The organism is Geobacillus sp., from assembly GCF_017515625.1.
GTDB classification, from domain to species: domain Bacteria; phylum Bacillota; class Bacilli; order Bacillales; family Anoxybacillaceae; genus Geobacillus; species Geobacillus stearothermophilus.
The window spans coordinates 16,011-27,762 of the sequence record NZ_JAFWFM010000046.1; the positions used below are offsets into that span (position 1 = coordinate 16,011).

15 protein-coding genes are annotated in these 11,752 nt (G+C 54.9%); all 15 read left to right on the forward strand.

Features of this window, described 5'->3' with window-relative positions:
- The first annotated feature begins 124 nt into the window (after positions 1-124).
- The 15 genes from divIB (at position 125) to IKE44_RS02950 (ending at position 11,698) form a co-directional block, all read left to right on the forward strand.
- Positions 125-910, forward strand: coding sequence for a cell division protein DivIB (gene divIB, locus IKE44_RS02880; protein WP_080985645.1), 786 nt, complete (start codon positions 125-127; stop codon positions 908-910).
- Positions 891-1,595: a DUF881 domain-containing protein gene (locus tag IKE44_RS02885; protein ID WP_049624354.1), complete on the forward strand. Its 705-nt coding sequence runs from the start codon at positions 891-893 to the stop codon at positions 1,593-1,595. The genes divIB and IKE44_RS02885 overlap by 20 nt, the downstream gene beginning before the upstream one ends.
- Before the next feature lie 28 nt (positions 1,596-1,623).
- Positions 1,624-2,340, forward strand: coding sequence for a DUF881 domain-containing protein (locus tag IKE44_RS02890; protein WP_287464958.1), 717 nt, complete (start codon positions 1,624-1,626; stop codon positions 2,338-2,340).
- Between the two features lies 1 nt (position 2,341).
- Positions 2,342-2,704 carry a small basic family protein gene (locus tag IKE44_RS02895; RefSeq protein WP_033011310.1) on the forward strand — a complete coding sequence of 121 codons (363 nt, stop codon included), beginning with the start codon at positions 2,342-2,344 and terminating at the stop codon, positions 2,702-2,704.
- Positions 2,705-2,895: 191 nt separating this feature from the next.
- Positions 2,896-4,164, forward strand: a complete 1,269-nt coding sequence (gene ftsA / locus IKE44_RS02900) for a cell division protein FtsA (RefSeq protein WP_287464974.1) — start codon at positions 2,896-2,898, stop codon at positions 4,162-4,164.
- A 27-nt stretch (positions 4,165-4,191) separates the two neighbouring features.
- Positions 4,192-5,325: a cell division protein FtsZ gene (gene ftsZ / locus IKE44_RS02905; RefSeq protein ID WP_033011308.1), complete on the forward strand. Its 1,134-nt coding sequence runs from the start codon at positions 4,192-4,194 to the stop codon at positions 5,323-5,325.
- A 211-nt stretch (positions 5,326-5,536) separates the two neighbouring features.
- On the forward strand, positions 5,537-6,448 hold the full coding sequence (gene spoIIGA, locus IKE44_RS02910; protein ID WP_033016138.1) for a sigma-E processing peptidase SpoIIGA: 912 nt from the start codon (positions 5,537-5,539) through the stop codon (positions 6,446-6,448).
- A 50-nt stretch (positions 6,449-6,498) separates the two neighbouring features.
- Complete coding sequence (gene sigE, locus IKE44_RS02915; RefSeq protein ID WP_033011303.1) at positions 6,499-7,218, forward strand: RNA polymerase sporulation sigma factor SigE; 720 nt, start codon at positions 6,499-6,501, stop codon at positions 7,216-7,218.
- A 120-nt stretch (positions 7,219-7,338) separates the two neighbouring features.
- Positions 7,339-8,118 (forward strand): RNA polymerase sporulation sigma factor SigG, encoded by a 780-nt coding sequence (gene sigG, locus IKE44_RS02920; RefSeq protein WP_033016141.1) that lies wholly within the window; start codon positions 7,339-7,341, stop codon positions 8,116-8,118.
- Between the two features lie 95 nt (positions 8,119-8,213).
- Entirely contained in the window at positions 8,214-8,456 is a 243-nt protein-coding gene (locus tag IKE44_RS02925) for a YlmC/YmxH family sporulation protein (RefSeq protein WP_033011301.1), read from the forward strand.
- A gap of 151 nt (positions 8,457-8,607) precedes the next feature.
- A complete protein-coding gene (pgeF, locus tag IKE44_RS02930; protein WP_033016140.1) occupies positions 8,608-9,432 on the forward strand; it encodes a peptidoglycan editing factor PgeF in 825 nt (274 codons plus the stop codon).
- Positions 9,429-10,103 carry a YggS family pyridoxal phosphate-dependent enzyme gene (locus IKE44_RS02935; protein ID WP_033011299.1) on the forward strand — a complete coding sequence of 225 codons (675 nt, stop codon included), beginning with the start codon at positions 9,429-9,431 and terminating at the stop codon, positions 10,101-10,103. The genes pgeF and IKE44_RS02935 overlap by 4 nt, the downstream gene beginning before the upstream one ends.
- 12 nt (positions 10,104-10,115) lie before the next feature.
- On the forward strand, positions 10,116-10,547 hold the full coding sequence (locus IKE44_RS02940) for a cell division protein SepF (RefSeq protein WP_033011296.1): 432 nt from the start codon (positions 10,116-10,118) through the stop codon (positions 10,545-10,547).
- A gap of 3 nt (positions 10,548-10,550) precedes the next feature.
- Positions 10,551-10,823, forward strand: coding sequence for a YggT family protein (locus tag IKE44_RS02945; RefSeq protein WP_287464962.1), 273 nt, complete (start codon positions 10,551-10,553; stop codon positions 10,821-10,823).
- A gap of 101 nt (positions 10,824-10,924) precedes the next feature.
- Positions 10,925-11,698 carry a YlmH family RNA-binding protein gene (locus IKE44_RS02950; RefSeq protein ID WP_033016137.1) on the forward strand — a complete coding sequence of 258 codons (774 nt, stop codon included), beginning with the start codon at positions 10,925-10,927 and terminating at the stop codon, positions 11,696-11,698.
- Positions 11,699-11,752: the final 54 nt, after the last annotated feature.

The window sequence follows — 11,752 nt, forward strand, 5'->3', positions numbered from 1 at the left end:
CTCGCGATCTATTTGTGATATAATGAAAACAAGTGCAAAGAACAAGAAAACGGCAGCGGATGCCGTTTGTTTTTATTCGAGCGCAGCCATGGAGCTGCCCGCGGGCAGGAAAGCGGGGAAGGCAATGGAAAAGGGAAAGGTTGTTGTTCTTGAAGACCGCGTCCCAAAACTGAAAGAGCGTCGCCGCCAAAAAGCGAACCGTCGGCTGATTTTGTATTTGTCCTTCTTTTTTCTGTTTATTTTGTGCGTTCTTTACTTCCAATCGCCGTTAAGCGCCGTCAGGCATGTGGAGGTGAGCGGAAACCGCCATTTGCCGGCGGAGCGCATCATCAGCTTGAGCGGCATTACGAAGCGGACAAGCTTTTGGAAAGTGAACGAACAAAGTGTGGCAACGAGGATCGCCCGCCATCCGGAAATTAAAGAGGCAACCGTGGAAAAGAGGCTGCCGAACACGATTGTCATCCGCGTCCACGAATGGCGGCGGATCGCTTATGTCTACGACCGGCAAACATTTTTCCCGCTGCTTGAGAACGGACGGCTGTTAAAACTGGAAGCGGTGAAAACAGCCCCGAGCGATGCGCCTGTGCTCGTCGGTTGGAAAAACGGCGACGCCATCGCCGAGATGACTGGACAGCTGGCGGAACTGCCGGCGCCGGTGCTTGGCGCCATGTCGGAAATTCACTACAAGCCGAACAGTGAGTATGAAGACCGCGTCATCGTCTACATGAACGACGGGTATGAGGTAAGTGCGACGATTCATCGTTTTGCGGACAAGCTGTCGCATTATCCGGCGATTGTCGCCGAGCTTGACCGAAATGTCAAAGGGGTCATTCACCTCGAAGTCGGCAGCTACTTTGTCCCGTACGAGCCGCCGAAAAAGGAGGACGACGATGAGACAACAAGCCCATAGCCGCATCCTCCTTACTTTTATTTGCTTTTTATTCGGCGCCATGCTCGGGTTTTCCTACCAACATGCCAAAAACGATCCATCCCGCCGCGAATGGAGCGACAGCGGGTGGAAAAGGGAATACGAGTTTCGCTCGGCGCTGATCGCTTTGCAAAAGGAAAACCGGTCGTTAAAGCAACAGCTTGTCGAAAAGCAAGACGAACTGGCCGCTTGGGAAAAAAAACTGGCCGACCGGCAGACGAACGAAGCCGGGCTGGCGAAAGAGGCAGAACAGCTGCGCATGTATGTTGGAAAGGCGAGGGTGAAAGGAAAGGGTGTAGCAGTCACGCTTTCCGACTCCTCTTACATCCCCTCTGAAGCGAGTGCTACTGATTATATCGTTCACGAACAGCACGTATGGAAAATCGTTCACGAGCTGCTTATTTCCGGCGCCGAAGCGGTCGCCATTAACGGGCAGCGCATTTCCCATCGCTCCTACATTGTGTGCAACGGTCCGGTCATTGAGGTTGACGGGACGCAACATGCCGCTCCGTTTGTCATTTCGGCGATCGGCGACCCAGATGTGCTGTCGTCTGCGCTCGTCCTGCCAGGCGGCGTCGTCGACGAGCTTGTTCAAGACCATATCGATGTAAAAGTGGAAAAGCAAGAGGCGATTACGCTCGATCCGGTATTCGCGCCCAGACCGTAAAACGGGCAGGAAGGAGCGGTGAAGCGCATTGGAGCGAAAAAGACAGCTGTATTTTGCCGGGATTGCCGGCGTGTTCGGATTGATGCTGGCCGTCGGGATGCGGACGACGCTGCCTTCGGAAGAGCGCGATACGCGCGACATTTGGGAGCTGCGCGCCGATTTGACAAAGGAGCAGAAGCTTGAACAGCAGCTGCTTGAGGAGCTGGAACGCTACGAGGCGAAATTGCGCCATTACCGGCGCGAGGAGCAGGAAGACGGTGAGGCGGCGCTCGAGGAGACGGTCGCCGAGCTTAGGGAAGAAGCCGGACTGACCGAGGTGAAAGGGCGCGGCGTGGTGCTGACGATCGCGCCGTTTGCGGCTGGCGGCTACGTCGGTCCGGTCGCCCAAACGGTGTCGCCGGAGCTGCTGCAGCGGTTGGTAAATGAATTGAACAAATATGGAGCAAAGGAAATCGCCATTAGCGACGAGCGGCTGACGAACCAGACGGCGATTCGCGATGTCAACGGGGTGACGAAAGTCGGTCGCCGGCCGCTTCAGCTGCCGGTTGAGGTGAAGGCGATCGCGGACGATGCGGACAAGCTGTATAGCGGTTTGACGGTTTCGCCGATTCGGGATGATTTCATCGTCGAAAACTTGGAGCTTTCGATTTCCAAGCCGAAACCGATGATCGCCATTCCGCCGTCAACCGAGCGGCTGGAGGTAAAATACATGGAGACGACGAGCGCCGGCAAGGAGGAGAAATAGCATGTGGCTTCCGCTTCTCGGATTGTTGCTCGGGTTTGCCGTCGGCGTCCTGGCCGGCTGGGAAGTTCCCGATCAGTATTCCAGTTATTTGTCGATTGCCATTTTGGCCGCCTTTGATACATTAATAGGGGGATGGCGCGCCCATTTACAAGGAACGTACGACGAAACAGTATTTATAACCGGGTTTTTTTTCAATATCATCCTTGCCACAACTTTGACTTTTCTTGGGGTGCATCTTGGTGTAGACTTGTATTTGGCGGCCGTCTTCGCGTTTGGCGTCCGCCTGTTTCAAAACATTGCCATCATCCGTCGCCTTTGGCTTGCCGAATGGGCGGAGCGGCGGGAAAATCGCGAAAAAAGTTAAGCGGAAGAGAGGAAAGTGTCTTCCTGTGTTGAATTATATGGAGTAAAACAAAATGCGATGTTCTTGCGAAAATCGCGAGCTGGATATAGACGAAGAGATGGACAGGGAAATTTCAGCCGAAAAAGGAGGTGTCGCTGCTTACTGAAACGTCGGCTGACATCGGCGCGTTTTTAGTAGGCAGATGCCAAAAGATGAGCAGCAATGAGATCGTCGTTAGCCTGGATGTCGGAACATCGAGCGTCAAAGTCATCATCGGGGAAATGTTGGGCAGCTCGATTAACATTATCGGAATCGGCAATGTGAAATCAGAAGGGCTCAAAAAAGGCGCGATTGTTGATATAGATAAAACGGTGCAATCGATCAAGCGCGCGGTCGAACAAGCGGAACGGATGGTCGGCCTTTCGATCCGCCGCGTGATTGTCGGGGTGGCGGGAAGCCATATTCAGCTGCATGACTGCCATGGCATCGTTGCAGTTGCCAGCGAAAACCGCGAAATCAGCGATGAAGACGTTGCCCGCGTCATCGATGCGGCGCAAGTCGTTTCCATCCCGCCGGACCGGGAAATTATCAGCGTCGTTCCGCGCCAGTTTATCGTCGACGGCTTAGACGGCATCCACGACCCACGCGGCATGATCGGCGTCCGCTTGGAGATGGAAGGGACGATGGTGACCGGAGCGAAGACGATTTTACATAATCTCCTTCGCTGTGTGGAACGTGCCGGTTTGGAAATCAGCGACATTTGCCTCCAGCCGTTAGCGGCCGGTTTGCTGGCATTATCCGACGATGAGCGGCACTTGGGCGCCGCGCTCGTCGATCTGGGCGGCGGTTCGACAACGGTCGCTGTCTTTGAGCAAGGGGCGTTGCAAGCTGTCTCTTCACTGCCGGTCGGCGGGGAGCATATTACAAAAGATTTGGCCATCGGGCTGCGGACAACAACGGAGGATGCGGAAAAAATCAAATTGAAGCACGGGTATGCGTTTTACGACTACGCTTCGGACGAAGAAGTGTTCAGCGTGCCGGTCATAGGCAGCGATCAACACCAGCAGTTCAGCCAGCTTGAGATCGCCGATATTATTGAGGCGAGGATGGAGGAAATTTTGCAAATGGTTCAACATGAAGTGCGCCGGCTTGGCTTTCGCGACCTTCCGGGCGGCTATGTGCTGACCGGCGGCGTGGCGAATATGCCGGGAGTGTTGGAGTTGGCTCACGTCGTCCTAGGGACGAGCGTCCGTGTTGCCATGCCGGATTACATCGGCGTGCGCGACCCGCAATACACGATCGGCGTCGGCCTGCTCAAGTTCGCCTACCGGCAGGCGCAGCTGCAAGGGAAAACCGTCCCGGCGGCGGCCGCGGCGGAGCCGGCCGAGCACCCGGCGCCAAAACAACCATCGAAACCGAAAAAGAAAGAAGACCATTTCGGGAAGAAGGTCAAGAAATTTTTCGGTTCTTTCTTTGAATAGAGATTGAAATTTTAGGAGGATTTGGCCATGTTGGAGTTTGAGACAACAGTCGATCAGTTGGCAACGATCAAGGTGATTGGGGTCGGGGGCGGCGGCAACAACGCCGTCAATCGGATGATTGAACACGGAGTGCAAGGCGTTGAATTTATTGCCGTCAATACCGATGCACAGGCGCTCAATTTGTCGAAGGCGCCGACGAAACTGCAAATCGGGGCGAAGCTGACACGCGGCTTGGGTGCGGGAGCGAACCCAGAAGTTGGAAAAAAAGCAGCTGAGGAGAGCAAAGAGCAAATTGAAGAAGCGCTTCGCGGCGCCGATATGGTGTTTGTCACCGCTGGCATGGGCGGCGGCACGGGAACTGGGGCGGCGCCCGTCATCGCCCAAATCGCCCGCGAATTAGGAGCGCTCACGGTCGGTGTCGTCACGCGCCCGTTTACGTTTGAAGGGCGGAAGCGGGCGACGCAGGCCGCAAGCGGCATCGCCGCCATGAAAGAGGCGGTCGATACGCTCATCGTCATTCCGAACGACCGGTTGCTTGAGATTGTTGACAAAAATACGCCGATGCTTGAGGCGTTCCGCGAAGCGGACAATGTGCTGCGCCAAGGGGTGCAAGGCATTTCCGATTTGATCGCTGTGCCGGGGTTGATCAACCTTGACTTCGCCGATGTGAAAACGATCATGTCCAACAAAGGCTCGGCGCTGATGGGCATCGGGATTGCCAGCGGCGAAAACCGAGCGGCGGAGGCAGCCAAAAAAGCCATTTCCAGCCCGCTGTTGGAGACGTCGATCGACGGGGCGCAAGGCGTGCTCATGAACATCACCGGCGGCATGAACTTAAGTTTGTACGAAGTGCAGGAGGCCGCCGACATCGTCGCTTCGGCGGCCGATCAAGAAGTGAATATGATTTTCGGCTCGGTCATCAACGAAGACTTAAAAGACGAAATTGTCGTCACTGTCATCGCGACCGGGTTTAACGAAAACGTTGCTTCGCAGCCGCGGCCGCCGCGCGCCGGCATCGGGACGGCGCCGAAAGTGACGCCGGCGCCGAAGCGGGAAAAGCGCGAAGAACCGGCGCAAGATTATGCGGCGCTCCGGTCCGGGCAGGCGGAAGACCCGCTCGATATTCCGGCGTTCTTGCGTAACCGCAACCGTCGCCGTTGAGGAGCTATCGGGCATGAACAAGCCGTGTTCATGCCTTCTTTTTTTGCCCTCGCCCCGCGCTTCAAAGGGCGGTTTTCCTCGTTCGCACGTTTCCCCTCGCTTTGACAAAACATTCTGTTTTTCACCACCACCAATTGACAGACTTTCCAACGGGATATGCTATATACTTGTTTCAGACAAAAGCCGATGGGGCGGGGGAGGGGCTTGCCGGTTGGTTGTGTATCTTGATGTCATTTGGCTTTTGAACGTCTGTTTTGATGCAATGCTTCTTTGGCTGACAGCGCTCATGCTTAAGCGCCCGATCGTCTGGTGGCGGCTGTTGGCCGGAGCGTTGATCGGGTCGCTGCTTGTGGTGCTGCTGTTCACCCCGTTGTCCGCCATCGCCCAGCACCCGCTTGCCAAAATGGCCGCCTCGATCTTGATTGTGCTCTCCGCTTTTGGCTTTAAGCGGCCGCGCTATATGATCGAGAACATGCTGGCGTTTTACTTTGCCACGTTCGCTGTCGGGGGCGGCATGCTGGCGGTTCATTATTTTTTCGCCGAGCAACTGTCCGTGCAGAACGGATTATTGATGATGCATCCCCCCGGGGCGGGCGACCCGGTAAGCTGGCTGTTTGTCCTCGTCGGGTTTCCGGTGTTGTGGCTTTTTTCCCGCCGCCGTGTGGAACAGATTCGCGAGAAAAAATTGCGCTTCGAACATATTGTAGATGTCATTGCTGTTTGGGAAGGCCGGCCCCTTGCCCTAAGAGGGCTCATCGACAGCGGCAACCAGCTGTTTGACCCAGTGTCCAAAACGCCGGTGATGATCGTGGACCGGGAAAAAGCGAAGGACGTGCTGCCCGAAGAGCTGATGGCCTATATGGCAGCCATGACGGTTGACGACCCGCCCGAACAGTGGGCCCATCGTCTTCGTCTCATTCCATACCGCGCAGTGGGCAGCGGCCCGCAAATGATGATGGCGGTAAAACTAGACCGCATCGCGCTGTCATACGAAAACGAGTGGCTTGAGGTGAAACATGGGCTTATGGCCTTAAGTGCAGACCCGCTTTCAGCCGACGGAGAATACGATTGCATCATCCACCCGAAAATGGTGCAGGCGGGAAGAAAGCTGACCGCTTCATAGGTCGTTACTATATCATACTCGCGTTTTATCCGTTTAGAAGGGGGATTTTGATGAAAAGATGGAAACTTCGGTTCATGTATTGGCTGTATAAGCTGCTGGCCAAACTTGGGTTGAAGGCCGACGAAATTTACTATATCGGCGGCAGCGAGGCGCTTCCGCCGCCGTTGACGAAAGAAGAGGAAGAGCAGTTGATCGAACGGCTGGCCACCGGTGATGAGACGGCGCGGTCGCTGCTCATTGAACGCAATTTGCGGCTTGTCGTCTACATTGCGCGCAAGTTTGAAAACACCGGCATTCACATCGAAGATTTGATCAGCATTGGAACGATCGGCTTAATCAAAGCGGTCAATACGTTTAACCCGGAGAAAAAAATCAAGCTGGCGACTTATGCATCACGCTGCATTGAAAACGAAATTTTAATGTATTTGCGCCGCAACAATAAAGTGCGGGCGGAAGTGTCGTTTGACGAACCGCTCAATATCGATTGGGACGGCAATGAGCTGCTGCTGTCCGACGTGCTGGGAACGGAAGACGACGTCATTACAAAGGATTTGGAGGCGGACGTCGACCGGCGGCTGCTGCTAAACGCCTTGCACCAGCTGAGCGACCGTGAAAAGCAGATTATGGAATTGCGCTTTGGTTTGTCAGGAGGGGAGGAAAAAACGCAAAAAGATGTCGCTGACTTGCTCGGCATTTCGCAATCGTACATATCGCGGCTCGAGAAGCGGATCATTAAACGGTTGCGCAAAGAGTTCAACAAAATGATGTAGCAAGCGGCGGGAGTGGACGCTCCGCCGCTTTTTTTCGCTCGGACAGGCTGTGCATATTTTTCCCTCCTAGGGAGATACTGAAAACTGACGACTTAGCATCTCCTGATGGGAGGGAACAACTTGACGAGGAACAAAGTCGAAATTTGCGGTGTAGACACTTCAAAGCTTCCCGTCCTCAACAACGAGGAAATGCGGGAGCTGTTTCGCCGGATGCATGAAGGGGATTTAGAAGCAAGGGAAAAATTGGTAAACGGAAACTTACGCCTCGTGTTAAGCGTCATTCAACGCTTTAACAACCGCGGCGAGTTTGTTGATGATTTATTTCAAGTTGGCTGCATCGGACTCATGAAATCGATTGATAATTTTGACCTTAACCAAAATGTGAAATTTTCCACTTATGCGGTGCCGATGATCATTGGCGAAATCCGCCGTTACTTGCGCGATAACAATCCAATTCGCGTCTCGCGCTCGCTGCGCGACATCGCTTACAAAGCGCTGCAAGTGCGGGAACGGCTCATGAGCGAGACGGCGAAAGAGCCGTCGACGAAAGATATTGCGCGGGAACTCGGCGTCGCCCACGAGGAAGTGGTGTTTGCCCTTGATGCCATTCAAGACCCTGTTTCCTTATTTGAACCGATATACAACGACGGCGGCGATCCGATTTATGTGATGGACCAGCTTAGCGACGAGCGCAACCGCGACATCCAATGGATCGAAGAAATCGCTTTAAAAGAAGGGCTGCGGCGGTTGAATGAGCGAGAGAAAATGATTATCCGCAAACGGTTTTTCCAAGGAAAGACGCAAATGGAAGTCGCCGAGGAAATCGGCATTTCCCAGGCGCAAGTGTCCAGGCTTGAAAAGGCAGCGATCCGGCAAATGAATAAAAACATCCAAGTGTGAACGGCTGCTCGGGCAGCCTTTTTTCTTTGGCACATAACCGGTTGGGCGGTGCATATAGATGAAAAAAGAGGAGAGGAAAGGCGGGGGACTGAACCGTGATGAGAATTTCTGAGTTTCAAACGAAAGATGTCGTCAATGTGGCCAACGGGAAGAAGCTTGGCAACATCGGGGATATTGACATCGATTTAGATACAGGCAAAATCCGTTCGCTCATTATTTTAGGCTCCGGAAAGATGCTCGGGTTGTTCGGGCGTGAAGAAGCGGTCGTCATTCCGTGGCAAAACATCGTCAAAATCGGAGCGGATGTCATTTTAGTCCGCCTGCATGATGCCGACTGAGCGGCCCGCGCAATGAGCGGCATATTGAGTGGCGGGATTGCACCAATGTTTCGACAAAATCGCAAATAAAGGTTATCACAAACGAACAAACTATGATAAAATAGGAAAAAAAGTGATAAAAACCTACAAAAACAGCGTGAGGTTGACGCGAATGCCGGACATTTTTCAACAAGAAGCTCAAGGATGGCTCCGCTGCGGGGCGCCCCCGTTTGCCGGAGCAGTCGCCGGGTTGACAACGAAACAAGGCGGAGAAAGCGAAGGGCCGTTCGCCTCGCTGAATATGGGGCTGCATGTCGGCGACGATCGCATGCATGTCGTCAACAACCGCCGCCGTCTGGCTGAATGGCTTTCTGTTCCGCTCGATCATTGGGTGTGCTGTGAGCAAGTGCACGGCGCCGTGATTCGGAAAGTGACGAAAGGCGATCGGGGGAGCGGGGCGCACGACTTCGCTGCAGCGGTCCGGGGGGCTGACGGGCTGTATACGGATAAGGCGGGGGTATTGCTCGCACTTTGTTTTGCCGATTGTGTGCCTGTCTATTTTATCGCGCCATCGGCGGGCCTAGTCGGCCTTGCCCACGCCGGCTGGCGGGGGACGGCGGGCGGCATTGTCCAAAACATGGTGCGGCTTTGGCAGGAGCGCGAACACATTGCCCCGTCCGACATCTATGCCGCGATTGGACCGGCCATTGGCCCATGCTGTTACACGGTTGATGACCGGGTGATCGATGGCCTGCGTCCGACTCTTCCTGCGGGCGGCCCGTTGCCGTGGCGCGAAACAAGCCAAGGGCAGTATGCGCTTGATTTAAAAGAGGCCAACCGGCTGCAGCTTGCGGCCGCCGGGATTCCAGACTGCCATATTTATGTGTCGGAACGCTGTACAAGCTGTGAGGAGACGTTGTTTTTTTCCCACCGCCGCGACCGTGGGACGACAGGGCGGATGTTGGCGTTTATCGGCCGAAGGGAGGAAACAGCATGACCGTACGCGACAACTTGGCAGCCGTTCGCCAGCGCATCGAGGCGGCTTGCGCCCGCGTCGGCCGCAATCCGGCCGACGTACGCATCGTTGCTGTCACGAAATATATTGATGCCGAAAGGGCGCTTCATGTGCTTGACGCCGGCATTGCCGACCTCGGCGAAAACCGCGCCGGCCAGCTGCTTGAAAAGTATGAACGGATCGGGGACCGGGCGGTGTGGCATTTTATCGGGACGCTTCAGTCGCGCAAGGTGAAGGACATTATCGATAAAGTCGATTACATCCATTCGCTTGATCGCCTGTCGCTGGCGAAAGAAATTGAAAAGCGGGCGGTGCGGCCGGTGAAATGTTTTGTGCAAGTGAATGTATCGGGAGAAGCGACGAAGCACGGCCTCTCTCCTGACGAGACCGTCCCGTTCATCGATCAGCTCCGTTCGTTTTCGCACCTTGAGGTCGTCGGATTGATGACGATGGCCCCGCATACGGATGACGAGGCGGTATTGCGCGCCTGCTTCCGGCAATTGCGGGTCTTGAAAGAGCGCGTTCAGGCGCTCCGCTGGCCGCATGCGCCGTGCACGGAGCTGTCGATGGGCATGTCGAACGATTACGAGATCGCCATTGAGGAAGGGGCGACGTTTGTGCGCATCGGCAGCGCGCTTGTCGGATCATTGTAGGAGGTGAACTTGATGGGGTTGATGAAAAAATTTCGCGATTATTTTTTAGAAGAAGATTACGAAGACTATGAAGAAGAATACGAAGCGCCGCAGCCGGAAGAGGAGGCGCCGCTGCTGAAGGCGGCAAACAAGGCGAACGTCGTCAGCTTGCAAAGCGTGCAAAAATCGGCGAAAGTCGTGCTCGCTGAGCCGCGGGTGTATGCGGAGGCGCAGGAAATCGCCGATCATTTAAAAAGCCGGCGGGCGGTCATCGTCAATTTGCAGCGCATCCAGCATGAGCAGGCGAAGCGGATCGTCGACTTTTTAAGCGGCACGGTGTACGCCATTGGCGGCGACATTCAGCAAGTTGGCACGAAAATCTTTTTGTGCACCCCGGACAACGTCGACGTCAGCGGCGCGATTTCGCTTGACGGCGAGGATGACAGACCGATAAAGAGGTGGTAGTCGTTGGATTATGTGCTTACGTTTTTAACGACCTTGATTCAAGTATATTCGTACGCTTTGATCATTTACATTTTGATGTCTTGGTTTCCGCATGCGCGCGAAACGCGGTTCGGACAAATGCTTGCCGCCATTTGCGAGCCGTATTTGGAACCGTTTCGGCGTGTCATTCCGCCGCTTGGCATCATTGACATCTCTCCGATCATCGCCTTTATTGTCCTTGAATTTGCGACAAGAGGGCTGTATGCGTTGTTTGACATCCTCGAAGCGCAGTTTTAGCAGCCGGACGGAACGCGCGTCGTTTGGCCCGGCGCAGGCGGGCGGAATAGCGGGAGGAATCCGTTCCGGGTTCCTTTCTTTATGAGGCAAGGTGAATGGGAATGGAGCTGTATCAGCACTTCCGCAAAGAGGAACATCAATTCATCGATCATGTAATAGAATGGAAGGAAATGGTAGAACGTCAGTACGCTCCGAAGCTGACCGATTTTCTTGATCCGCGCGAGCAGCAAATCGTGCAAAGCATCGTCGGCAGCGACGGAGACGTGCGCGTGTCCTTTTTCGGCGGCGCTTTGTTTGTCGAGCGGAAGCGGGCGCTTTTGTATCCGCCGTATTTCGAACCGAATGAGGAGGATTATGACATCGCCTTGTTCGCTGTCCGCTATCCAGGCAAATTCGTTTCCCTTGAACACCGCGACGTCTTAGGAGCGCTCATGTCGCTCGGCTTGCGGCGGGGCAAGTTCGGCGACATTCTCGTCCAAGGAGGAGAGATCCAATTTTTTGCCGCCGCCGAGGTGGCCGATTACATTCGCCTCCATGTCGGGACGATCGGCAAAGCGCCGGTTTCGCTTGAGCTGTTGCCGCTGTCAGCTGCCATGCCGCTTGCCGAAACGTGGGAGGAAGGAACGGTCACGGTGTCTTCTCTAAGGCTCGATGCGGTGCTTGCCCAGGCGTTCCGCCTCGCGCGCGAGAAAGCGAAGACGCTCATTGAAAGCGGGCTCGTCAAAGTGAACTGGAAGGTGGTGGACAAGCCCGAATTTGTATGCGGGCCGGGCGATGTCCTGTCGGCGCGCGGGTTTGGTCGCTGCAAGCTGTTTTCCGTCGAGGGGATGACGAAAAAAGAACGCTGGCGCATCCGGCTGGGCCGTCAAAAATAATCGAATCGCAGCAGGAAATGGGCTGATCGTGTCGAATGAAGGAAGAAAAGGAAT